Source organism: Hymenobacter sp. 5516J-16, from assembly GCF_022919335.1.
In the GTDB taxonomy this organism is placed as follows: Bacteria; Bacteroidota; Bacteroidia; order Cytophagales; family Hymenobacteraceae; genus Hymenobacter; species Hymenobacter sublimis.
The window spans coordinates 284779-309311 of record NZ_CP095058.1; the positions used below are offsets into that span (position 1 = coordinate 284779).

The window sequence follows — 24533 nt, forward strand, 5'->3', positions numbered from 1 at the left end:
CCGCCGACTTGCCCGGGCTATTTCGACAGACGCACGATCTGCCGGGGTAGCTCGGGCAAGTCGGCGGTTTTATCTGGGTCCGTGGTTAGAGTCAGCTGGATCATAACCGGCTGGCCGTTAGCTACTCCGTAGGCAATTAGCTCGTAGGCCATGCCGCCCGCTTCGGTTGGGTAACTCAGGCGAAACCCTTTGCTGGGCGAGTTCATAATAAAGCAGTCCAGGGGCTGCCGTTCGGTGTGCTTGTGCTTCTTCTGAATCTGCTGCGCGAACTGCTCCGGAAAGGTGCGCATCATGTTGTAATCCAGATACATCCACGTCATCTGGTAATCCTGGCAGCGCACGGAATATTTTGATTCAGGGGTGCAGCCAGGGGTTAAAGCCAAGTCGAGGCCACAGAAGTTAATGGTGGGGCCAGCAGCCGGCGCAGTTGTTTGGGCTATGACCCAGCCTGGGGCCAGCAGAAAAAAAAGCAGAAGAAGTTTTTTCATTCAGTCGCACGTACAATTCCAAAGCCAATATAGGCGGCGAGAAGTGCGGATGAATTAGAAGCGCACGTTAGGCTGCGTATTTTTAGGAAAGCTAGTGCATCCGGTCGTCGCGCACCGGTAGGCTCGTAACAATTTCGCCCTCCATTTTGAGCAGCTCCTGCAACCGAGCGTCTACCTCCTGCGGGTCGCAATACTCCTTGGCCAAGTCCACGTAGCTCACGAAGTGGCCAGCTTCGGAGGCCATCAGCTCGTAGTAGAATTGGCTTAGCTCGGGGTCCGGGATATGCTTCCACAACAGCTTGAACCGCTCGCAGCTACGCGCCTCTATCAGAGCACTTACCAGAAGCTGATCCATGAGCTGCCGCTCGCGGGGTCCACCCTTCCGCACATGGGTCATGAGCTGCACCACGTACTCGTCGCGGCGGGGACGCCCGAGCTCGTGGCCCCGCTTGCGCAGCTCCTGCAACACCCGCGCAAAATGCTCCCACTCCTCAGCTACCAAGGCCGTAAGCTCCTCCACTAAGCGGGTTTTTTCGGGATATTTTACAATCAGGGAAATACCGGTGCTGGCCGCCTTCTGCTCGCAGTAGGCGTGGTCCACCAGAATATCCACAATGTTCTTGCTGGCAATGTCCACCCACCGGGGTCAGAGTTCAGCTTCAGTTTCAGGATGGTTTTCTCTTTCATGGTTGTGGAGACTTGGGGCTTGAGGGGCTTGGGGATTAATTGACGTTCAATAAGTTGCGTTGTTCCTTATAGAAACATCGACTAAGCCCCCAAGTCCCTAAGACCCCGAGCCCTTATTAGTTAAAGAACTGCCAGCGGATGCCAAACTCGAAGCGACGGGGCAGGCCGACATAATATGGGGTAGTGTAGTAGCCTGACTGGGGCAGGAACTGGTTGATGTAGGCCATCTTCAGAAATACGCCTACCGTTTTGATGTCCCCGCTCAGAAACACATCCACCAGGGGCGTGTTCCGAATGGTGAAATGGTCCTGAAGATAGAACTGCTGCGTGCTAGGGCTGTAGTCGTAGGCCTTCCAGCGGGACTGGAAGTAGGCCTGCGCGCCAATCTGGCCCAGCAAAGCTTTTTTGAACACGTACCCCTGGTAGTACAGCCGAGACGTACCCACGAGCTTCGGCACCCGAATGCCTTGCTTATCATCTTCAGCGCCCAGCGTGTAGGTAGCCTGATTATCAAAGAAAACATGCCCTACGTTGAGGCGGTAGCGGGCCATCAGGGTAGTGAGCTGTTGGGCCTGGCCCCGCTGGGTAGGCAAGGCCTGCTGGTTGTAGTATACCAGGTTGCTGATGTTGGCCACGGTCCCGACGGCCTCCAGGTAGTGGCGGCTTAGCTGCTGGGCAACTCGCACCCTCAACTGCTGCACCTGGGTGTTGCTTAAATCGTTGTTCCAGCGGTAGTGGTTGCCGAACAACTCTTGCTCCGTGAGTGTAGGGGCATAACTGGCCAGGAGCAACTCTCCGCTCAGGGGCCCGAGCCGAGCAATGCCGCGGGCCCAGTACTCACTGTCCGTAATGTTGGTGACGGGCCGTAGCTCCCCGGCGGTTTCAATGGCGAATTGCCGGTAGCGAAAAGCTGCCGTACCACCTAGAAACAGCTGGGTTCCGTTACGTTCAGCCAAGGCTTGTCCTAGCACCGCTGGCTCACCGAAAGCGGCGCGGGTTACCAGCGAATACGTGCGCTGACGGCCGTACAGCCGGTATTCTACGGTATTGCTGTTGCCCATTACGCCTACCGTATTTTCCAGCTGCCGAAATTCGGCTCGGTCATCGGTGGCGGCGGTGCTTAGCAGCAGGGCCGGGTAAAACTGTACGACGCCTGCCTGCTGCACCAGTCGGTCATCGGTGTATTTGTTGAGTTGACGGTTCCAGTCGAACACGTGAAATACGGTGAGGCCCCGACCCAGCAAACGGTAGGTGTGGGCTAGGCGCACCCGGTCGCGGGAGTCACGGTTCACGGCGTTGGTTAGGCGCACCTGTTCCCGCTGGTAATCAAATAGCCGGGACAAATCAATCTTTCGGCCGTCAGAGCCCTCCAACGTATCGGTAGGCAGGGGCTGAATGCCTCCCTGCTCCACGGCCCGGTGCCGGGCCGTGCTGAAGTTGGCTAGGGCGTGGTACCGGTCGTCGGGCGACTGGTAGCGCACGAAGAACAGAAAGTTGCTGTGCTCCACTTGCCCAATTTGGGTGCTGGTAACGGCCAGGTACTTGTTGGAGCCGAACCGCTCGTAGGCGAATCCTACGTTGAAGGCCTTCTTGACACTGCGCGCGTAGGACAGCTCGAACACCTGCTCGTAGGGGTTGCCCTGGAAAAAGCGGAAGAAGGTGTAGGGCGAGCGGGTATCGTAGTAGGGCACCGTAGCGGCGTCGCGCACGTACCGGTCGAACACGTTGCGACCGAGGCGGGCGCCTAGCTGCAGGTTTGGCTCCCAGAGTAGGCGGCGCGAGGCCGTTCCGAAGTTGCCCAGGTCTTGCTGGTAGGTGCTGTCGTGCACCCAGTAGCGGTTTTGGGGTAGGCGCGTGAGCGTGGTATCCACCATGCGCCCCAGCGTATCGCCCCGGAAAATATCGGCCTCCCGCAGAATGAACGTGGTATGCGCCCCGTAGCGCACCTTCGTAGAATCGTCGATGACCTGGGCATGGGCCGTACCGGCCAGCAGGCCCGCACCCAGGAGCAGGGCTGCCGCCAAACACAGCCGGTGCGACCGGCGCACCCGGCAGCTTACCGGGGCGGAATTAGAAAAACGGACGGCAGGTGCTTGTGACAACGAAAACAGCAGTGGTTCAGACAACAGCGTGGGGCTGAAAGTACGGGGTCAGCAGCTCGGCCAGCCGGGTTTCCCCGTCGGCCAGAAACCGCACTTCAATTGGAATGTAAAATACGGGCATAGCGGCCACAATTGCAGCTACGGCCGGTTCTAGCAGGCGGGCCGCATCTTTCTGCGTGGTCAGAACGCTTTGGCCCGGCCGTAATTGCGCGGCTAGTTGCCGGAGTTCCTCGGCCTGAAATACGTGGTGGTCGGGAAAACTGGCGTGATGCACCACCCGGTAGCCCGCCGCCCGCAAATGCTCTAGCAAGGGCCCGGGCTGGGCAATGCCCGTGAGCAGTACTACCTCAGCTCCGGGCAGCTGCAAGGGGCCCGCCGTAACGGGCACGGGCGCGCCGTACTCGTAGCAGGAAAACAGCACAGGCACGCCGGGGCGGGCGTAGCGCCGGATGCGCCGGGTTATTTCCTGCCGGATGGTGGCGGAAAGCTGGGGCGCACACTTGGTTACCACTACCACGTCGGCACGCACGGCCCCGGCCCGGCTTTCGCGCAGCCGCCCGGCGGGTAGCACGTAGTCCTCGTAAAAAGGCCGGGCCTGCTCCGTGAGAAGCATGGTGAAAGCCGGCTGCACGCGCCGGTGCTGGTAGGCATCGTCCAGCACAACGGCCGTAACGGCGGGTTGCTGTGCCAGCAGCTGCCGAATGCCAGCTACCCGGTCCTCGCTTACGGCCACCGGTACCTGCGCCGCGAAATGCCGGAACTGCTGCAGGGGCTCGTCGCCGATGGTAGCGGCTGAGTCGGCGGCCGTGGCTAGGCGGTAGCCGCGGGTGGCGCGGCCGTAGCCCCTACTAAGTAGGGCTGGCCGCTGCTCCCGGCTCTGCAGCCAGGTTACCAGCCAGGCCACGTGGGGTGTTTTGCCCGTGCCCCCTACCCGCAGATTACCCACGTTCAGCACGGGCACCTGCGCAAAGCTAGTGCGCGGCTTCAGCCCGGTGCGGTACAGCCAGTTGCGCACGGCCATGACACCGGCATACAGCCAGCTGGCGGGAAGCAGCAACAGGGTAAGGAAAGAGGGCATGCGTGAAGAGTGGCGCGAATTGCAAAAGTAACGGGTTCGGCGGGGTGTAACTGCCCGGCCAGTAAGGAATGGGGCATTAGCAGGCACTTCTCACTCTATACTTCTGATTACCAACATTAAATGCGTAAAAAACCAGTCTCCGCTCAAGCGCACGGATGATGTGGCCACCGCGTAGGTTCGGCTACCTCGGCTACTGGAGCCAATCATTGCTAACAGGTAAAGTCGGCGGCTGTCCTCCCTGGCGGGCAAACTTGTCGTAGAAGATTCCGCCCCTACTCGTTTTCTATGTCCTTTTCCGACCGGCTGCTGCATTTCCTGACGGAGTTCCCTTCGCCGCCACCGCTACCCGATGGGGTAACGGCCTTTAGCCCCTACCAGGAGCCGACGCCGCGGGCCTTGTTTACGCAGTTTGCTCAACAGTACTATACTGGCGACCAACCCCGAATAGCGCTGCTGGGCATCAACCCCGGCCGCTTAGGTAACGGCCGCACCGGGGTAGCCTTCACCGATCCGGTAGCGCTGGCCGCCTGGGGCATTGCCAATGAGCTGCCCCGCCGCCGGGAACCCTCCAGCGAGTTCATTCAGGCCGTAGTGGAAGCCATGGACGGACCCGCGGCCTTTTATCAGCATTTCTTCCTAGGCTCCCTGTATCCGCTGGTGCTACTGCGCAACGAGTTGAATTACAACTTCTATGATTCACCGGCTGTGACGGCCGCGCTCTGGCCCGGTATCCAGCACGGGCTGCAACAACAGGTGCACGAGGTAGGGCTGGCGCGGCACGCGGCCATTTGCCTGGGCCGGCGCAACGGACTGTATTTCAACCGTCTGAATGAGGAGTTGCAGCTCTTCGACCAGATTCATGTGCTGGATCATCCACGGTATTTGATGCAGTACAAGCGTAAGCACCTGGCCGAGAACGTCGCGCGCTACGTGCAGGTGTTAAGGTCAATTAGGAATGAAGAATGAGTCGTGAGGAATTAGCTGCTGCCGCGCCCCATATTTGCGCATCACCAGCTGCGCCACCCGCCTGAGGTTGGGAGGCTCGATTATCATAGCCAGAGTGTTGTTTAGCACCTAGACACAGATAAATGCCCCTTCGGCCTCGTTGTCCATTCCTCATTCTTGATTCCTAATTCCTCACTACCTCCATGCCTACCGTCCAAGACCTTGCCCGCGTGCTAGAGCGGGCCGCGCCCCTCGCCTACCAAGAATCCTACGACAATGCCGGCCTGCAGTGCGGCAACCCGCAGATGGAAGTTCGGGGCGTGCTGATTGCGTTGGACTGCACCCCAGCGGTAGTCGATGAGGCCCTGCGCCGCGGCTGCAACGTGGTAGTGGCTCATCATCCGCTCATTTTTAAGCCTCTAAAACGCCTGACCGGGGCCAACGAGGTTGAGCAAACCCTGCTCAAGGCCATCCGGCACGACGTGGCCCTGTACGCGGCTCACACCAACCTCGACAACGTGCGCCAGGGTGTTAACCGCAAGCTGGCCGAAAAGCTGGGCCTGCAGAATCTGCGCATCCTCGACCCCAAGCCGGGGCTGCTGGCCAAGCTCATTACCTACGTGCCGCCTACCCACACCCAGGCCGTGCTCGATGCCCTGTATGAGGCCGGGGCTGGGCAGGTGGGCGACTACGCCGGATGCAGCTTCCGCACCGAGGGCATCGGCACCTTTACGCCCGGCGCCGACACTACTCCCTTTATTGGGCAGCCTCAGGAGCCCGAAACGGTGCGCGAAAACCGGGTAGAAGTGCTCCTGCCCCTGCACCTGCAGGGCGCCGCACTGCGGGCCTTGCGACAGGCCCACCCCTACGAGGAAGTAGCCTACGAAATTATCCGGCTCGAAAACGTGAACCAGGAAGTGGGTTCCGGCATGGTTGGGGAGCTGCCCGCGTCCCTGAACCCACAGGAGTTCCGCCAGCTGCTGAAAACGGCCCTGGGCGTGCCCGTGGTTAAGCACACTGAGTTTGCTGGGCCCATTACCCGGGTAGCATTGTGCGGCGGGGCGGGCAGCTTTCTGCTGGGCAAAGCCCGCGCCGCCGGAGCCGATGCCTACGTTACCGGTGACCTGAAATACCACGAATATTTTGGGGCGGAAGGCCAGTTGCTGCTCTGCGACGTAGGTCATTTTGAGAGCGAGCAGTTTACCGGTGAAATTTTCCGGGATTTGCTTGCCGACAACTTTGGAAGTACTTTTGCGCTCTTAATTGCTGAGACCATCACCAACCCCGTCCGTTATGATTTCTAATCCCTCCGCGGAAACCCCCGTTGCCAGTAAGCTGGAAGCCCTTCTGAACCTGCAGCGCATCGACTCGCAACTGGACGAAATCCGGCGCGTACGCGGCGACCTGCCCGAAGAGGTTCGTGACCTGGAGGATGAAATTGCGGGCTACGAGGTGCGCGTGGGCAAATTCGACGAGGAAATTGCCGCCCTCAACGACCAGATCAAGCAGCGCAAGCAGAACGCCAAGGATGCTGATGGCCTGATCAAGCGCTACGAAGACCAGCAAACCAACGTGCGCAACAACCGTGAGTACGAGGCTATTGCCAAGGAAATCGAGCTGCAGAAGTTGGAAATTCAAATTTCAGAAAAGAAGATCAAAGAAGCCCAGTACCAGATCGAGCTGAAGAACACCGAAATCAGCGGTACCAAGCAGCGCCTGGAAGAGCGGAAGAAAGACCTGGACAACAAGAAGGCCGAGCTGGAAACCATTGTAGGGGAAAGCGAATCCGACGAGAAAAAGCTCATGGACGAGCGCGGCAACGCCGTGCAGCCCGTGGAGGACCGCCTGCTGATGGCCTACACCCGCATCCGCGGCAACGTGCGCAACGGGCTGGCCGTGGTAACAGTTAAGCGCGACGCCTGCGGCGGCTGCTTTAACACCGTACCGCCCCAGCGCCAGGCCGACATCATTGCCCACAAGAAAATCATCGTGTGCGAGCACTGCGGCCGCGTACTCGCCGACGTAGAAGCTCGCAACGCGTAAGCTTCGGCTTCTCATGAACAGATGAATTGAAAAGGAACGGCCCGGTGCCGTTCCTTTTTTGCTTATGCCCCACCCCAACGCGGACTTTCACCGCCTCCTGCTTGTGTGCTCCGTAATTTTCCGGCAGTTGCTGCCGGGGTTGCTGGCCGTGCTATTACTGGTCGGCAGGGCTAGTAGTACCTCGTGGCCGCGTCAGCTTACGGCAGCGCAGCAGACGGAGGTGGCCCCGGAGGCTACCTCGCAAACCAGCCTGACCGCTGTGCAGGCGCGGGCTTACGTTGAGGTGCTAAAGATGCGGCCCACCGCAGCCCAACAGCTGCTGAGAGCAGCCGCGCCAACTGCCGCGGGCACTCTGCTAGTGCAGGATTGCCTGAGCATTATGGAGTTGCTTGTTAGCCAGGATGCCAGCCGCTACCAGGTCACAATAGAAGCTCAGTCTCAGCGGCTGAAAGTGTTGGAGAAGGCCGCGCCGGGCGCGCTGCCAGCCTACGCCCGCGCCGAAATTCGGCTGCACCAAGCGGCGGCGCAGGTAGTGTTTGGCCATGAGGTGCAGGGAGCCTGGAGCCTGCGCCAGAGTTACCAGCAGATGCAGCAGGTAGTACGCCAGTACCCCCGGTACCTACCGGCACGTAAAACGCTGGGCATGATGCAATTCTTTATTGGTTCGCTGCCGGAGTCGTACCGGTGGTTTCTGAAGTTGCTGGGGCTACCGGGCAGCGTGGAGGCGGGACTGCACAACCTGCGCCTGGCCGCTACCCAGCCCAACGATTTTCAGTTGGAGGCGCGGCTGATTCTGGGCCTGCTGGAGGAAACGTACTACAAGAAGCCGGATGCGGCCCTGGAACTGGTCGAGGGTCTGCACCGCCAGCAGCCTGATAACCTGCTTATCAGCTACCTGCTCATTAGCCAGCATAAAAAGCAGCACCACACCGATGCAGCCCTGGCCGCCTACCGGACCCGCCCCACCGGGCCCGACTACCTGGCCCTACCTTACCTGCAGCACATGGCCGCCGACTTGCTGCTTTATCAGGGCCAGTATGCCGCCTCGCTGCGGGCCAACCAGCAGTTTTTGCAGCAGTACCGGGGGCAGCACTACCGAAAGGATGCCGCCTTTAAGCTATACCTGGCCGCTTGGCTCAGTGGCGATGCGGCCGCCGCTGAGCAGTACCGCCAGCAGATTGGCCGCAGTGGGCGCACGGTGCTGGAGGAAGACAACTACGCCCAGCGTTTTTTCGAGGACCAACTCCCACTCAACAAACTCCTTACCCGCGCCCGCCTCCAGATTGATGGGGGCTACTACCGGCCCGCCTTGCTCACCCTCAACAACTTCCGGCCCGGCGCCGCTACCCCCCTGCGCGACCGGCTAGAGGAGCCTTACCGCCGGGCCCGGGCCTGGCACCTGCTCGGCCGCCCCGACTCGGCCCGTCTGTTTTATGCCCGCACCATTGCGCTGGCTGGGAATGCTCCTTACTACTTCGCCCCGCAATCGGCCCTGCAGCTGGGCTACCTCTACCAAGTGGAAGGGCAGCGTAACACGGCCAAAGTGTATTTCCAGAAAGCCCTGGCTTACCCCCGTCACGAGTACAAAAACAGCACCGATACCAAGGCCAAGCTGGCTCTGAGGGAGGTAGAGTAGCGCCGCCCCTGGTATTACCTGTTTACTACCCCCACCGGCATCCCGTACCTTTGCCCCGTGCTTTCCGTCCCGCTTTCTGATCTGCCGATAGACTTTCGCGCCCGTGCCCTACGCTGGGCCGCCGGGTTTGCGCACTGTGCTTACTTCGAGCCGAACGAGTTACCCTACCCCGGCGGCGGCTTCCGCCGGCTGCTGGCCGTAGCCCGCCACGCGCCGACTACCCCAGCTACCTTGCCGGAGCTGAACGAGTGGCTGGCGAGGGCCGCTACTGCGGCCCCGCGTTGCGGCTTTATTACCTACGATGTCAAAAACGAAATAGAAGCCCTGCACAGCCGCAATGAGGCCGGTTTATCCTGGCCGCACCTGCATTTCTTCCAGCCCGATATCTGGCTGACCTGGCAGGAAGACGCCGTGGAGATTCACGCCCCGCAGCCGGCCGACCTCTACCAACAGATTCTCGCTACCCCTTTGCCTGCTTCCGTCGCCCCGCAGGTACCCGCGCTCCGCCCCCGCATGCTTCGGCCCGCGTATCTGGGGGCGGTGGAAGCCATCCGGGAGGACATTCTTAACGGGGAAGTGTACGAGCTGAACCTGTGTCAGGAGTTTTACGCCGAAAACGTGCCGCTGGACCCGGTGGATATGTTCTGGCGCCTTAATGCTGCCTCGCCTACTCCCTTCGCCGGCTTCTACCGCCACCACGACCACTTTTTGCTGTGCGCCTCGCCCGAACGGTTTCTGCGGCGGCAGGGCAGCACGCTGCTTTCCCAGCCCATCAAAGGCACCATCCGGCGGGGGCCGACGGTGGCCCAGGACGAGCAGCAGCGCCAGACCTTGCTTCACGACGAGAAGGAACGAGCAGAAAACCTGATGATTGTGGACCTAGTCCGCAACGACCTGGCCCGGGTGGCCCAGCCCGGCACCGTGCAGGTCCCTGAGTTATTCGGCCTCTACCCCTTCCGCCACGTCTGGCAGATGATTTCCACGGTGCAGGCCCAGGTCCGGGCAGACCTAGGTATGGCGGAAGCCCTGCGCGCTACTTTTCCCATGGGCTCCATGACCGGGGCGCCCAAAGTCCGGGCCATGCAGCTCATCGAGGAGTACGAATACAGCCGCCGGGGCCTCTACAGCGGTAGCATCGGCTACGTACTACCCTCCGGCGACTTCGACCTGAACGTGGTCATCCGCAGCTTGCAGTACCGCGCCGACACCGGTTACCTAAGTTTCCAGGTCGGCTCCGCTATTACCTACGACTCGGTACCAGAGCGCGAATACGAAGAATGCCTGCTCAAAGCCCAAGCCCTGCTAGAAGTGCTACAGGTGAAGTTGTGAGTTGGTCTAACAGTGACTCTATCACTTAGTCGCTGCCTTATCCCTTTAGTATTGCGCTAACCCTTAAACTCGCTAAATCACTTTCCACGTCCCTGCCATTCTGTCATTTTAGGGGTAAATCTGCTACCTTTGCCCTTCGTCTCTGAACTGTGAAGCTGACGCCCGCCAGGCCTTTCTCATGTCCCAACCGCTGATTACCCTCGATTTTCTCGATACCCCCGCCCTGCCCGTGCCTGCCGTAGACGCGGCTACTCATGCCCACGAGCCCTCGGGCGAAGTGCGCGTGAATCCAGCCACCCGCACGGGTCGCACTCGCAAGCTTTATATCGAAAGCTACGGCTGCCAGATGAACTTCTCCGATTCCGAAATCGTGTCTAGCATCCTGTTTGAGCAGGGCTTCGATACCACAGAGGAGTTGGAAGGGGCTGACTTGGTGCTGCTGAACACTTGCTCCATCCGCGAAAAAGCCGAGCAGACCGTACGCATGCGCCTGTCCCAGATTAATGGCCATAAAAAGCGTAACCCCGGCCTGCTGGTAGGCGTGCTGGGCTGCATGGCGGAGCGGCTGAAAAGCAAGTTTTTGGAAGAGGAAAAGCTAGTGGACCTCGTTGTCGGTCCCGATGCCTACCGCGACCTGCCCCAGCTGATTCAGCAGGTGGACGGCGGCCAGAAAGCCGTGAACGTGCTGCTGAGTCGGGAAGAAACCTACGCCGACATTACCCCGGTGCGCCTGAACAGCAACGGCATTACGGCCTTTATCAGCATCATGCGCGGCTGCGACAACATGTGCTCCTTTTGCGTGGTGCCCTTCACCCGGGGCCGGGAGCGGAGCCGCGACGCCCACAGCATCGTGCAGGAAGCCCGCGACCTGGTGGCCCAGGGCTACAAGGAAGTTACCCTATTGGGTCAGAACGTAGACTCCTACAAGTGGGCTTCTGAGGATGGTCTGGAGCACGTGAACTTTGCTCAGCTACTGGAGCGCGTGGCCCTGGTAAGCCCCGAGCTGCGGGTGCGCTTCTCTACCTCCCACCCCAAGGACATTACCGACGAGGTACTGCACACCATGGCCCGTCACGAGAACATCTGCAAGTACATTCACCTGCCGGCCCAGAGCGGTAACTCGCGGGTGCTCAAGCTAATGAACCGCACCTACGACCGGTCCTGGTACGAGGATCGGGTGCAGGCCATCCGCCGGATTCTGGGCGAGGACTGCGCCATCAGCACCGACATGATTTCGGGCTTCTGCTCCGAAACTGAAGCAGAGCACCAGGATACGCTGAGTTTGATGGAGTACGTGAAATATGACATGGCCTACATGTTCTTTTACTCCGAGCGCCCCGGTACCCTGGCTGCCCGCAAGCTGGAAGATGATGTGCCGCTGGAGGTGAAAAAGCGCCGCCTGGCCGAGGTCATTGCCCTGCAGCAGCAGCACAGCCGCCAGCGCAACCTGCGCGGGGTAGGCAAAGTGCACCAAGTGCTGGTCGAGAACTTCTCCAAGCGCAGCCAGGAGCACCTAAGCGGCCGCAACAGCCAGAACCAAGTGGTTATCTTCCCCAAGAAGCACTACAAGAAGGGCGACTACGTGAACGTGCTCGTGCACGAATCCACGACCAATACGCTGCTGGGCGAGGCGGTATAACATTCTGACGTCCTGGGCGTAACGCCGGGCCTTCCTTGCCGGCCTGCGGTTACTACGGTACGGCTGGCCGGCGAACCGAACTGTGCCCAGCCATGCTCAGGATGCTATTTGTTCTGCCCTCTCCAAAATAAACTGCGCCGCTTTTCGTCTTCCCCACGAACACCCCTCCTCGACCTTGACTCCTTCCGAAATACAATCCATCAAGCAGCGCTTTGGCATTATTGGTAATGCCCCTTCGCTGAATTACGCTATCCAGGTAGCCGCGCAGGTTGCTCCTACGGATATGACGGTGCTCATCACTGGGGAAAGCGGCTCGGGCAAGGAGTCCTTTTCAAAGATTATCCACGCCCTTTCCCCGCGCAAGCACGGGCAGTTCATTGCCATCAACTGCGGCGCTATTCCCGAGGGCACCATTGACTCTGAGCTGTTTGGCCACGAAAAGGGCTCATTTACGGGGGCGCAGGAAGCCCGCAAAGGCTACTTTGAGGTAACCAACGGTGGCACCATTTTCCTCGACGAAATTGGGGAAATGCCCCTGGGCACCCAGGCCCGCCTGCTACGGGTGCTAGAAAACGGGGAGTTTATTCGGGTGGGCTCCTCGAAAGTACAGAAGACCGATGTGCGGGTAGTGGCTGCTACCAACGTGAATTTGCTGGATGCCGTGCGCGAAGGCCGCTTCCGCGAGGACCTGTACTACCGCCTCAACACCGTGCCCATCACGGTTCCACCATTGCGTGAACGAGGCGATGATATCTATCTATTATTCAGAAAGTTTGCTACCGACTTTGCTGATCGTTACCGGGTAAAGCCGATCAATCTTACCCCGGATGCCGTGCAGGAATTGCAGCGCTTCCGCTTTCCCGGCAACATTCGCCAGCTTAAGAACGTGGCCGAGCAGATGTCGGTGCTAGAGACGGAGCGGGAAGTGGATGCGCGCCGCTTGCGCACCTACCTGCCCGCCGACCAAAGCAGCCGCCTGCCCATGCTAGTGCACGCGGCCGGCTCCGCCACCGACGGGGCCGGCAACGCCTACTCGGAGCGGGACCTGCTCTACAAGGTCCTCTTTGACATGCGCCGCGACATGACGGACCTGAAGAAGCTGGTCCTGGACCTGGCCGGCGGTGGCCGGCCCCACGAGGCCCAGGAGCTGCTGCGCCAAAACAGTCACCTGTTCTCGAGCGTGAACGTGGCGCCCTACGAGGGAGGCGCTGCGGCCCGCCCGTTGCGCCAGCCTTCCCCCGACACGGGAGGCAACGAATACATCCTCCACTCGCGCGACCTGACAGTGGACGACTCAGCTGACTATGAGGAAGAAGCGCAACGAGTAGAGGATATTCCGCATGAAACGGAGGAAGAAACGTTGAGTCTGGAGGCTAAGGAAAAGGAAATGATTATCAAGGCCCTGAAAAAGCACAACAACAAACGCAAATACGCCGCCCACGACTTGGGCATTTCCGAGCGCACACTCTACCGCAAACTCAAACAGTATGATCTGGAACAAGCGTAATTGGGTAGCAGGAATGGTGATTCTGCTCCTGCTGCCCCTGCTGAGCGGCTGCGGGGTGTACTCGTTCAACGGCACCTCCATCGACCCGAACGTCGAGACGATTTCCATTGCGACGTTCGCCAACAACTCGAACAACGGACCGTCCTTCCTACCCCAGCGGTTCACTGAGGACTTCAAGGATTACTTTCAGCGGAACACCACGCTTAAGCTGGTGCCGCGCGACGGCGACTTGCAGTTTGAGGGTCAGATAATTGCCTATGATTTTGCCCCCGCTGCTATTCAGCAGCAGAACGGCCAAGACTTGGCAGGTGCCAACCAGCTCACCATTCAGGTGCGGGTGAAATTCACCAATACCAAGGACCCCAAGCAGGACTTCGAGGAAACTCTGCAAACAACGAACCCCTTCCCCGCCACCCGCGACATCACCAGCATCAACAACGACCCAGCGGCCCTGCGGCTCCTGTTCCGCAACATTATTACTGATGCCTTCAACAAATCGGTAGCCAACTGGTAAGCCCGCACCCGCAGGGTATCTTCCCCAGCCAGCGCCGAGGGCGGGAAGTAGGTTTCTGTTGAAATTGGCGCACCTTTGCAGCCCGGTTTACGGGCGACTTGGCCCCTGGCTACCCGTTAGCTGACGCCAAAAGAGCTTCGACTTTTCCGCCTGGCTTCACTCTTTAGTCTTTTTCCTGCTATGACCCGCGCGTCGCTACTGCACATTCTGGACCACGTTAACGGGATTTCGGATACCGAAGTCCGGGAGCTGGAGCAGTTGGCGGCCACGTTTCCGTACTGCCAAACGGCGCATGTGCTGCTGGCCAAGGCGGCCCACGACCGGGGCAGCATGCTGGCCAACCAGCGTTTGCGTCGGGCGGCTACCTACGCCGCCGACCGGGAACTGCTGCGGCAATTGCTGGAGCAGCCCGCCGCTGCAGCCCCGGCGCCCGTGCCGGATTCCGTGGCGCCCAGCGTCAGCACAACGGCCGTAGCCGCCGTAACGGCAGATATTCCCGCCGAGGTGCAGGCAGAGGCCTTGCTAGTTACTTCTCAGCTTACCCCTACCGAGGATAGCACCCAAGACAGGCCAACGCAGGATGACCCCGCCAGTATCAGTGCTGATATTTTGCCGAGCTCAGATGCTCAGAGCGGAGGCGAGGTAGCAGTTATTCAGACAGAGGAGCGGAGCGCGCCGGAGCAAAATGCTGAGTTAATTGACGAGCCAGAAACTCAAAGCGTCTACAGCGAAGTTTCTGGCGAAGAAGAACTTACTAAAGAATCCGATTCGCTAGTAGATGATGATTCTTATTTGGCGCCTACTCCAGTCCTATCGGAGGGAGAAAATTCAGCTTTCGTAGCAGACGCGCCTGTAACTACCCCCAAGGCACCTGCTGCAACGGACGAGGCTGAGAATTCTTCTGAGTCCAGAAGCATTGGTTTTGAGGCGGAACCGGAGCAAGAAGTTATAGCCGAAAACGATACACCTTCTCCCGACGGCTTACTACCGGCCGTGGCGCCTCCCATTCGGCCGCCGGTAGAAGCCGGGATTTCCCGCTTTGAGTTTGGCCTTATTGAGCCGGAGCTACCAGCCCCTTCTGGGTACCGCTTGCCCGAGCTGGATGAGGAAGCTGACGAAGAGCCGGAACTGCCAACCCTGGCGGCTTTTGCTGCGGCGCCCCCCGTGGTTACCGCGCCCTTCCGCGCCGACGAGGACCTGGGATATGCACTAGGCGCGGGGAGCCGCCTGGGCTACGACCTGCAAGCCCACGATGGCTATACGCTTGACTTACCGTTAGATGCGTTTTTTGAGCCTGATGCCTTATTGCTGGCTCATCTGAAGCAGCACCAGCCCAAACCCTCCGCTTCTTCCCTGGACCTGATTAATCGGTTCCTGAAAACGCAGCCCCGCATCAAAACCCCGGCGGGCGTCCCCCTACCGGCCGAGGAACAGATGGACTTATCCGTCCGCAGTACGAGTCCGGCGCCGGCGCTGGCTTCTGAAAGCCTGGCCAAAATCATGGTTCGGCAGGGCAAAAAGGATAAGGCTATTGAAATATATGAACGCCTGATGGAACGGCAGCCGGAAAAAAAGGCGTACTTTGCCGAGCAAATTCAACAACTGCAACAACCTTCGGAGTAGATGTACTACGCTCTTATTGCCCTGATTCTTCTTGTTTGCCTGCTGCTGGCCCTCGTGGTGCTGGCTCAAAACCCCAAAGGGGGCGGGATTTCCAGCCAGTTTGGAGCTGGTGGCGCTGCCCAACTCATGGGAGTAAAACGCACTGGTGACTTGCTGGAAAAGCTGACCTGGGGTTTGCCATTGGATTGATGATTCTGAGCCTGGGCACCCACGTTATCGGCGGTGCTTCCGAAGCTGGTCCGGCCCGGAGCGTAAACCAGCAAAAAGCCCTGGAAACACGCATTCCAGCTACATCGGCACCGGTTGGTCCAGGTGCGGGTGCTCCTGGCACCCCTGGTGCTGCAGCCCCCGCTGGTGTCCCGGCCGCGCCGGCTACTGCTCCCGCGGCGCAGCCTACCCCAGCTCCAGCTCAGTAGCATAACCTGTCAGCAAACAAAAAGCCGGCGGCTCCTTCCAGGGTCGCCGGCTTTTTGTTTGCTGACAATTTCTTGAATGGAAGCACACTAGCCCCCATAGCCCCGAATTTTCTACCTGTCTATTTCCAACCCTGGCCCATGCGTAGCGTACAGCGGCGCGGGAGTGAACGAACGGGGAACTTTTTTGTCAGCTCTGACACCCTGTGCGTGCAAACCTGACCGAAACAAGGCCTAAATCGTTCATTCTGTCAGGTTACGGCAGGCTGGCACAAGAAGTGCAGCACCGGGCTCACCGTCTTACTTCAAGTAAACCTTTTAACCAAAACGTACAATATGTCGCTTAGCATCAAACCGCTGGCTGACCGCGTTATCATCGCGCCCGCCGCTGCCGAGGAGAAAACCAAATCGGGTATTATCATCCCCGACACGGCCAAGGAGAAACCCCAGCGTGGCGAAGTAGTTGCCGTAGGCGAAGGCAAGGTGGCCGACAACGGAACCACTATCAAGCCTCAGGTACAAGCTGGTGACCAAGTGCTGTACGGCAAATACGCCGGCACCGAAATCACCGTGGATGGTCAGGACTACCTTATCATGAAGGAGTCGGACATCTTCGCCGTACTGTAAGCTTTTCCTTCCTCCCTGATTCCAAACATCCGAAACCAAGATGGCTAAGAACATCCAATTCGATACCGAAGGCCGCGACAAACTGAAGCGCGGCGTTGACAAACTAGCAAACGCAGTAAAGGTAACCCTAGGTCCTAAAGGCCGCAATGTGGTTATCGACAAGAAATTTGGAGCGCCCAGCATCACCAAAGACGGGGTGACGGTAGCCAAAGAAATCGAGCTGGCTGACCCCGTTGAAAACATGGGCGCCCAGCTAGTAAAGGAAGTAGCTTCCAAAACCGCTGACCAGGCCGGTGACGGCACGACTACTGCTACGGTACTGGCTCAGGCCATCTACGCCGCTGGCTCGAAGAACGTGGCTGCTGGTGCTAACCCCATGGATCTGAAGCGCGGCATCGACAAGGCCGTGCTGGCTGTGGTTGCCAACCTGAAAGCGCAATCCAAGAAGATTGAAAACTCGTCGGAAATTGCCCAAGTAGGCGCTATTTCGGCCAACAACGACATGGAAATCGGCAAAATGATTGCCGACGCCATGGACAAAGTAGGCAAGGAAGGCGTTATCACGGTGGAAGAAGCGCGTGGCACCGAAACCGAAGTGAAAACGGTAGAAGGCATGCAGTTCGACCGGGGCTACCTCTCCCCCTACTTCGTGACCAACCCGGAGAAAATGGAGGCTGAGTTCGACAACCCCTACATCCTCATCTACGACAAGAAGGTGAGCACCATGAAGGAGCTGCTACCCGTACTGGAGCAGGTTGTGCAGACGGGTAAGCCCCTGGTTATCATCTCGGAAGATGTAGATGGCGAAGCCTTGGCTACCCTGGTAGTAAACAAGCTGCGCGGCTCGCTGAAAATTGCTGCCGTGAAAGCTCCCGGCTTCGGTGACCGTCGGAAGGCCATGCTGGAAGACATTGCCGTGCTAACGGGCGGTACGGTTATTTCGGAGGAGCGCGGCTACAAGCTGGACAGCGCTACCTTAGAGTACCTCGGTCAGGCTGAGAAAGTTATCATCGACAAAGACAACACGACCATCGTGAACGGCCGTGGCGAGAAAGATGGTATTACTAGCCGCGTAAACGAAATCAAAGCGCAGATCGGCACGACAACTTCTGACTACGACAAGGAGAAGCTGCAGGAGCGTCTGGCTAAACTGTCGGGTGGTGTTGCCATCCTCTACATCGGTGCTTCCACTGAAGTAGAAATGAAGGAGAAGAAAGACCGTGTTGATGATGCTCTGCACGCTACCCGCGCCGCCGTTGAGGAAGGCGTAGTGCCCGGCGGTGGTGTAGCCCTGGTACGTGCCTTGGATGCTTTGGAAGGCGTAGATACCCTGAACGGCGATGAGCGCACTGGTGTAAACATCATTCGCACAGCCATTGAGGCTCCCCTGCGCACTATCGTGGCCAACGCCGGTGGCGAAGGCTCGGTAGTAGTACAGAAGGTACGCGAGGGTCAGGCCGACTTCGGCTACAATGCCCGCGAAGACCGTTACGAAAACCTGATGGCCGCTGGTATCCTCGACCCGACCAAGGTTACGCGCCTGGCCTTGGAGAATGCCGCTTCTATTGCCGGCCTGCTCCTGACCACGGAATGCGTGATTTCGGACGAGCCGGAAGATGACAAAGGTGGTGCCGGTGTTCCCGGTAACGCCATGGGTGGCATGGGCGGCATGATGTAATCAGCTCCCGGCCAGCTTCGCTGACCACGTAAAAACGCCCCGCTGGACTTGTATCCAGCGGGGCGTTCTATTTACCCAGGGGTACTAGGTATAGACCTACTTCTCAAACAAGTCTTGCCAGTGCCAATTCGATGCGCGCTAAAGCCATCAAGCAGCGGACAGATGTGATGAGCGGAGTATTGATCAGCACCCACGAGGTAGGAGCCTACTCACAAAAACGCCCCCGGCAAAAGCTGCCGGGGGCGTTTTTGAATTTAGTTACTGAGTGGCACTAAACTGTTGCCGGCTCCTGCATCATGGTGAAAAGACGCTTGTAGATAACAAACAGAATGAGGGAAGCTACGGCCGACAACCCCACGAAAATCATGAAGAAGTCGTAAAGGCTGGTAATCTGGAAGCCCAGGAACGTGGGCCAGTGAGCAGTTAACTCCAGGGTGTTAAGCTTGGTCAGTACATCGGCCGTGGCCTGGGTAGTACCGTTCAGGATGTTGGGCAGATTGATGCCTTCCTTGGCGGCCTTGGCAAACTCGCCGGGGCCGGGAGGATACAGGCCCGACAGTACACCGGCCAGCTTGTTGCCAGCAGCCGTAGCCAGGAACCACACAGCCATGAGCAGGGAAGCAAAGCGGGCCGGAGCCAGCTTATTCACCAGTGCCAGCCCGATGGGCGAAAGGCACAGCTCGGCGAAGGTGTGCACCATATACATGGTAATCAGCCAGAACATGCTCACTTTGGTGCTGGCATCTACCCCGCGTACCCCAAAAGCAATAATGAGGTAGCCCACCGCCATCAGCATCAGGCTAATAGCCATTTTCAGGGGCGAAGAAGGCTCCAGGCGCCGCTTGCCCAGCCACGTCCAGAGCACGGCGAAAATGGGGGCAAAGATGATGATGAACAAGGCGTTAGCCGACTGGAAGTAGGAAGCCGGCACGACCGTAGAGCCAAAGGTCCGGTCGGTTTGCTCATCGGCGAAGAACGTGAGCGAGGCACCAGCCTGCTCAAACGTGCCCCAGAAGAAGATTACGAAGAAGCTAAGGATGAAAATCACGTAGATTTTCTGCTTTTCGCGGGCGGTAAGCGTGGGGTCAGTCAGGATGGTAACGGGAGCCACTATCATGGCTGAGAATACCAGAGCGCCAATCCAGTCACGGTCCATCAGCCAGGCAATGGCGGCGTACACCACGGCAAACAAGCCAATAAGCATGGGCAGCTTACTGGCGAAGCTTTTGGTAGGCTGAGCAATGGTTTCAGTGCGTACCGGGGCGTCGGTTTGGGCAGGTACCACGGGCGAGTGTTCCACGGTGCGCTCGGGCCGGGCGCCCAGGGGCGTACCCTCGGCCGTTACTACGTACTTATTTTTCAACAGCTCAAACGTGAGGCTACCGATGAGCATGCCAATGCCGGCCGCCAAAAAGCCCCACTTGAAGTCAGCCGGGTTGCCCGTGTCGCCGAGCGTACCGCACACTAGAGGCGAGAAGAATGCCCCCAGGTTAATGCCCATGTAGAAAATGGTGTAGGCCGCATCAATGCGCGAGTCGCCTTTGGGGTAGAGCGAGCCGACCATAGAGGAAATGTTGGGCTTGAAGAAGCCGTTGCCGAAGATCAGGCACCCCAGTCCCAGAAAGAACAGCAGCAACTGCGCCGAAGGCACCTCCGTCTGGCCAGCGGAGTACAGCGAAGCCGAGAAAAACAAACTGAACTGCCCAGCCGCCATCAGCAGGCCTCCTACTAGAATGGAGCGGCGGTTGCCCCAGTAACGGTCGGCCATGTAGCCTCCTAGCAGCGGCGTCAGGTACACCAGCGAAGTATAGTTGCCGTAAATAAGCGACGACATCTCCTTATTCATCAGGAGGGCCTTGAGCATGTACAGCGACAACAGGGCCCGCATACCGTAGTAGCTAAACCGCTCCCACATTTCGGTGGCGAAGAGCACGTAGAGGCCCTTCGGGTGGCTGGTTTGGGCAGCCTGCATGGGCTGGTCCTGCACAGCAGAGGTCGTTTGCATGAAAGGTGAAGGAAAAGAAGTGAGGAGGAAACACCCGCGGCTGCAACCGCAGGGCAGGTTGGTAAAGCTACAAAAGATTATTAACCCTGACGTACTAACGCTCGTTAGGCCAAAAGCAACGCCCGGCTAACCCGCGCCAGTAGCGAATTTTCGCTCTTTTTTCAGTAAAAACAGTGCTCCAGTCGGGTTTTTGTCTATTTTTGTTCTTTAATTCCCCCAATTTCCCACCCACCCAACCCCCGTTTTCGGCCCTATGATGGACTCCGCCGCCAACGCCCGCCTCGCCCCCCTGGGCATTTCCCGCGCCACCCAGGTTCACCTCAATCTCACCCCCGCTGAACTGGTGGAGGAAGCCCTGCGCCGGGGCGAAGGCACCCTTACCGACACCGGCGCCCTGATGGCCGACACCGGCGCCTTCACGGGCCGCTCCCCAAGGACCGGTTTGTAGTGCGCGATGCCAACACCCAGGATAGTGTATGGTGGGGCGACATCAACATCCCCTTCGAGGCCGACAAGTTCGATCAGCTGCACCAGAAGATGGTGAAGTATCTGGAAGACAAGGAGATTTATGTGCGTGACGCCTACGCCGGCGCCAACCCAACCTACGAGCTGAAGCTGCGGGTAGTAAACGAGCTGGCTTGGCACAACCTCTTCTGCTACAACATGTTCCTGCGCCCTGCTGAGGGAGCTGACACTAGCTGGACCCCGGATTTCAGCATTATCTGTGCTCCTGGCTTCGAGGCTGACCCGGCAGTAGATGGTACCCGCCAGAAAAACTTCGCTATTCTGAACTTCACCAAAAAGATGATTCTGATTGGTGGTACCGGCTACGCTGGCGAAATGAAGAAGGGCATTTTTGGAGTACTCAACTACTTGCTGCCCCACGAGCGGGAAACCCTACCCATGCACTGCTCGGCCAACGTAGGCAAAGACGGTGATACAGCCATTTTCTTCGGCCTTTCGGGCACGGGCAAAACCACTCTTTCGGCCGATCCTAACCGCGGCCTCATCGGCGACGACGAGCACGGCTGGACTCCGGACGCGGGCATTTTCAACTTCGAAGGCGGTTGCTACGCCAAGGTTATTGACCTGAGCGCCGAGAAAGAGCCCGAAATTTGGAATGCCATTAAGTTCGGCTCCATTGTGGAGAATACGCGCTTTGTGCCCGGCACTCACACGGTAGACTACGCCAATAAATCGGTAACGGAAAATACCCGCACCGCCTACCCCATCAACTACATTCCGAATGCCATTGAGCCCTCCGTGGCCGATGCGCCCAAGAACATTTTCTTCCTGACGGCTGATGCCTTCGGGGTGTTGCCTCCCATCAGCAAGCTCGACAAGAGCCGCGCCATGTACCACTTCATGTCGGGTTACACGGCCAAAGTGGCGGGCACAGAAATGGGCATTACCGAGCCGCAGACTACTTTCTCGGCCTGCTTTGGCGCCGTCTTCCTACCCTTGCACCCCACGAAATACGCCGAGATGCTGGGCAAGAAAATGGATGAGAATGAGGTGAACGTGTGGCTGGTGAACACCGGCTGGACGGGCGGCTCCTACGGGGTAGGCTCGCGCATGAAGCTGAGCTACACTCGCGCCATGATTACGGCTGCCCTCAACGGGGAGCTGGACGAGGTAGCCTTCCACAAGCATCCCGTTTTCGGGGTGGAAATGCCGGTTTCCGTACCCGGCGTACCCGCCGAAATCCTCGACCCGCGCGACACTTGGGCCGACAAGGAAGACTACGACCGCACGGCGGCTGATCTGGCCCTGAAGTTTGTAGCCAACTTCAAAAAGTACGCTGACTATGCCAATGAGGAAATTCTGGCCGGCGCACCTAAGGCTGAAGTTGCAGCAAGCGTATAGTAGGTAGCTATTAAACTCATTAGAAAGCCCGGTTAACAAAAGTTAGCCGGGCTTTTTACGTTGAACAAGTACGTTGATGACTAGCTGAGGTAGCCACTGAAGTTTGTAGAATCCGTCTCAACTCTCGTGCATAGCTAAGAATGTCTGGCAATTTGATGCTTTCTAACTTGAAGTAAGTTTGCGCGGAATAGTACCAGATTCCTTTTCAAACGCGCTACTTTTGCGTTTATACATCCTTCTTTCCTTTTACTTGTATGCGTAAGCGCCTTCTTCCGCTGCTGTTTTGCCTGTTGTCGCCGCTCACCCTGTGGGCGTGGGGCGTTGATGGTCATCGCGCCGTGGGCAAAATTGCCGAACATCATCTTAGCCGTAAAGCCCGCCGCGAAGTGCAGCGTCTGCTGGGCACGGAAACGCTGACGCTGGTTAGCACTTGGCCCGACGAGATACGCTACTACCCCGAGTTCAAAGAAACTGCGCCCTGGCACTACGTGAATACGCCCTCGGGCTTACCTCACGATCAGTACGTACAAGCTATTAAGTCACAGACGACGGCCAACGCCTACAGTGCCCTGGAGGCACAAATGCGCATTTTGGCGGATGTCAACAAGACCAAGGAAGAACGGGCTGCCGCACTCAAATTTGTTGTGCACATAGTGGGCGACGTGCACCAGCCCATGCACACGGGCCATGCCGAAGACAAGGGCGGCAATGATATTAAACTCAAGTACCGCGGCAAGGACACGAACCTGCACAGCCTGTGGGACAGTGGCCTGCTGGACTACCAGGGCCTGACGTACACCGAAATGGCCCAGCAATACGACCACAAGCTGCGCAACCGGCAGATCCGGCAGTTGCAAGCTTCTACACCCGACCAGTGGCTGTGGGAGTCGTACCAGGAGTCGGAGAAGCTCTACCAGGAAACCCCCGCCGGCACCGATGTGGATTACAAGTACTACCCCGCCCACGCTGATCTAATGAAGAAGCGCATTGTGGAAGCGGGTGTCCGTCTGGCTGGACTCCTGAACGAGACGTTGGGCTAGCCGTTCCTCTTCTCATAACGCACAACACCCTGACCGCCAGAGCTGGTGGTCAGGGTGTTGTGCGTTATGAGAAGAGGAACGGTTAGTTGTCGTGGAAGGCAATACCTTTTATCTCGGCATTGCTCGAACTGGAGTTGCTTCCGTTTCTTTTGCCCTTGGTACCCAGCCAAGCAGCCAGAGCTACCCCCGCTCCTACCAGCACGGCCGTGCGTAGAGCCGGGCTGCCCGCCGTAGCGGCCTCGGTGTAGTAGCTGGTTTCGCGGGTGTGGCCGGGGTAGTTGCCACGCTCCTCCAAGGCACCCATAGGCCGGTCGAGGGCATTTTGCTGAAGAGGCCGCGGGGCGTAGTCGGCCTTTTCCTGCTTGGAAAATGACTTTTCCATAAACTTATCGAGCAGGGCGGGTGTCCAGCGCTCCATGCCAATCATGGCCTTGCCGCCGCCACCTACTACCACGGAGCGCTCTGGGGTAGCGGCGCAGTGCAGAATGGCGCGGGCCACTGTTTCGGGCGCATAGGCAGGCGGCGCGTGTTTGGCTTCCCGCTCCATATAGTTTTTGGAGTGCACGGGATAGGGAGTATCGATGGCGGCTGGCTGAATCAGGGTCACCGAAATCGGGGCTCCGTCCATTTCTAGCTCCATGCGCAGACCATCAGTGAAACCTTTTACGGCGTGTTTGCTGGCGCTGTAGATGGTTTGCAGAATGGCCGTAATATCAGAGAGAATGCTGCCGACGTTAATAATTGCGCCGCCCTTAGCCTTCAGGTGTTTAGCTGCTTCCAGAGAACCGTGCACGAGGCCCCAGAAGTTAACCTCGAACAACTGCCGCATATCCTGAATGGGCACCTCTTCCAGCTTGCCATAAATAGAAACACCGGCGTTATTAATCCAGGTATCAAAGCCCCCGTAGGTGTAGGAGGCTTCGTAGGCTAGGCGCTGCACGTCCTCGGGCTTGCTCATATCCGTTACCACGTAGGTGGCATGGCCGCCCGCTTGGTTGATTTCCTCTGTCAGTTGGCGCAGAGCCGATTCGCTGCGGGCCGCCAACACCAGCTTGGCTCCGGCTTTGGCCGCCATGCGGGCCGTAACCAGCCCAATGCCGCTGGAAGCCCCGGTAATAACGATGGTCTGGTCCTTGATTTTTTTGAGTGTAACTGCCATCCTGGGTATCCGATTTTAGTGGTAAGTGACTAGCTACAGTACGCGGATAGTAAGCGCAGGATCAGAGCAGCTCGCTTAAAATTTTGGCCTTTCCTCTTGGGCTGATTCGCCTGCCGGGCGCCGCACGACAGCCGCGGCCCCCATGCCTCTACCC

20 protein-coding genes and 1 pseudogene are annotated in these 24533 nt (G+C 58.5%); 15 read left to right on the top strand and 6 right to left on the bottom strand.

What is annotated here, in order from left to right; genetic code table 11:
* Positions 1 to 17 precede the first annotated feature (17 nt).
* From MUN84_RS01430 to lpxK, 4 genes are all read right to left on the bottom strand, one after another.
* Positions 18 to 488, bottom strand: a complete 471-nt coding sequence (locus MUN84_RS01430; RefSeq protein WP_244696330.1) for a hypothetical protein — start codon at positions 486 to 488, stop codon at positions 18 to 20.
* Between the two features lie 91 nt (positions 489 to 579).
* Positions 580 to 1125, bottom strand: coding sequence for a tRNA-(ms[2]io[6]A)-hydroxylase (locus MUN84_RS01435; RefSeq protein WP_244696331.1), 546 nt, complete (start codon positions 1123 to 1125; stop codon positions 580 to 582).
* Between the two features lie 166 nt (positions 1126 to 1291).
* The gene (locus MUN84_RS01440; protein WP_244696332.1) at positions 1292 to 3223 is read right to left on the bottom strand and encodes a putative porin; all 1932 of its coding nucleotides are present in this window, start codon (positions 3221 to 3223) and stop codon (positions 1292 to 1294) included.
* A 70-nt stretch (positions 3224 to 3293) separates the two neighbouring features.
* The gene (gene lpxK / locus MUN84_RS01445; protein WP_244696333.1) at positions 3294 to 4355 is read right to left on the bottom strand and encodes a tetraacyldisaccharide 4'-kinase; all 1062 of its coding nucleotides are present in this window, start codon (positions 4353 to 4355) and stop codon (positions 3294 to 3296) included.
* Positions 4356 to 4640: 285 nt separating this feature from the next.
* Here lpxK and MUN84_RS01450 point away from each other — a divergent pair, with 285 nt between their 5' ends.
* The 13 genes from MUN84_RS01450 (at position 4641) to groL (ending at position 18309) form a co-directional block, all read left to right on the top strand.
* Positions 4641 to 5321: a uracil-DNA glycosylase family protein gene (locus tag MUN84_RS01450; protein ID WP_244696334.1), complete on the top strand. Its 681-nt coding sequence runs from the start codon at positions 4641 to 4643 to the stop codon at positions 5319 to 5321.
* A 182-nt stretch (positions 5322 to 5503) separates the two neighbouring features.
* Positions 5504 to 6604 carry a Nif3-like dinuclear metal center hexameric protein gene (locus MUN84_RS01455; protein WP_244696335.1) on the top strand — a complete coding sequence of 367 codons (1101 nt, stop codon included), beginning with the start codon at positions 5504 to 5506 and terminating at the stop codon, positions 6602 to 6604.
* A complete protein-coding gene (locus MUN84_RS01460) occupies positions 6594 to 7343 on the top strand; it encodes a zinc ribbon domain-containing protein (RefSeq protein WP_244696336.1) in 750 nt (249 codons plus the stop codon). The genes MUN84_RS01455 and MUN84_RS01460 overlap by 11 nt, the downstream gene beginning before the upstream one ends.
* Positions 7344 to 7407: 64 nt before the next feature.
* Positions 7408 to 8979 carry a DUF3808 domain-containing protein gene (locus MUN84_RS01465; protein WP_244696337.1) on the top strand — a complete coding sequence of 524 codons (1572 nt, stop codon included), beginning with the start codon at positions 7408 to 7410 and terminating at the stop codon, positions 8977 to 8979.
* Positions 8980 to 9036: 57 nt separating this feature from the next.
* Complete coding sequence (locus MUN84_RS01470; RefSeq protein WP_244696338.1) at positions 9037 to 10308, top strand: anthranilate synthase component I family protein; 1272 nt, start codon at positions 9037 to 9039, stop codon at positions 10306 to 10308.
* Positions 10309 to 10486: 178 nt separating this feature from the next.
* Positions 10487 to 11947, top strand: coding sequence for a tRNA (N6-isopentenyl adenosine(37)-C2)-methylthiotransferase MiaB (gene miaB, locus MUN84_RS01475; protein ID WP_244696339.1), 1461 nt, complete (start codon positions 10487 to 10489; stop codon positions 11945 to 11947).
* Between the two features lie 175 nt (positions 11948 to 12122).
* A complete protein-coding gene (locus MUN84_RS01480) occupies positions 12123 to 13454 on the top strand; it encodes a sigma-54 interaction domain-containing protein (RefSeq protein ID WP_244696340.1) in 1332 nt (443 codons plus the stop codon).
* Complete coding sequence (locus MUN84_RS01485; RefSeq protein WP_244696341.1) at positions 13435 to 13968, top strand: LptE family protein; 534 nt, start codon at positions 13435 to 13437, stop codon at positions 13966 to 13968. The genes MUN84_RS01480 and MUN84_RS01485 overlap by 20 nt, the downstream gene beginning before the upstream one ends.
* Before the next feature lie 180 nt (positions 13969 to 14148).
* Positions 14149 to 15591 carry a hypothetical protein gene (locus MUN84_RS01490; RefSeq protein ID WP_244696342.1) on the top strand — a complete coding sequence of 481 codons (1443 nt, stop codon included), beginning with the start codon at positions 14149 to 14151 and terminating at the stop codon, positions 15589 to 15591.
* A complete protein-coding gene (gene secG / locus MUN84_RS01495; protein ID WP_244696343.1) occupies positions 15592 to 15780 on the top strand; it encodes a preprotein translocase subunit SecG in 189 nt (62 codons plus the stop codon).
* Positions 15780 to 16007: a hypothetical protein gene (locus MUN84_RS01500; protein ID WP_244696344.1), complete on the top strand. Its 228-nt coding sequence runs from the start codon at positions 15780 to 15782 to the stop codon at positions 16005 to 16007. The genes secG and MUN84_RS01500 overlap by 1 nt, the downstream gene beginning before the upstream one ends.
* A gap of 333 nt (positions 16008 to 16340) precedes the next feature.
* Complete coding sequence (groES, locus tag MUN84_RS01505) at positions 16341 to 16631, top strand: co-chaperone GroES (RefSeq protein WP_188558960.1); 291 nt, start codon at positions 16341 to 16343, stop codon at positions 16629 to 16631.
* Between the two features lie 40 nt (positions 16632 to 16671).
* Positions 16672 to 18309, top strand: coding sequence for a chaperonin GroEL (gene groL / locus MUN84_RS01510; RefSeq protein ID WP_244696345.1), 1638 nt, complete (start codon positions 16672 to 16674; stop codon positions 18307 to 18309).
* Positions 18310 to 18580: 271 nt separating this feature from the next.
* Here groL and MUN84_RS01515 read toward each other — a convergent pair whose 3' ends face one another.
* On the bottom strand, positions 18581 to 20314 hold the full coding sequence (locus MUN84_RS01515) for a peptide MFS transporter (RefSeq protein WP_244696346.1): 1734 nt from the start codon (positions 20312 to 20314) through the stop codon (positions 18581 to 18583).
* Positions 20315 to 20567: 253 nt separating this feature from the next.
* On the opposite strand from MUN84_RS01515, the pseudogene pckA reads away from it, so the two are divergent.
* Positions 20568 to 22180: pseudogene (pckA, locus tag MUN84_RS01520) on the top strand (phosphoenolpyruvate carboxykinase (ATP)).
* 254 nt (positions 22181 to 22434) lie between these two features.
* A complete protein-coding gene (locus tag MUN84_RS01525; RefSeq protein WP_244696347.1) occupies positions 22435 to 23220 on the top strand; it encodes a S1/P1 nuclease in 786 nt (261 codons plus the stop codon).
* Positions 23221 to 23302: 82 nt separating this feature from the next.
* Here MUN84_RS01525 and MUN84_RS01530 read toward each other — a convergent pair whose 3' ends face one another.
* On the bottom strand, positions 23303 to 24379 hold the full coding sequence (locus MUN84_RS01530; RefSeq protein WP_244696348.1) for an SDR family oxidoreductase: 1077 nt from the start codon (positions 24377 to 24379) through the stop codon (positions 23303 to 23305).
* Between the last annotated feature and the right edge of the window lie 154 nt (positions 24380 to 24533).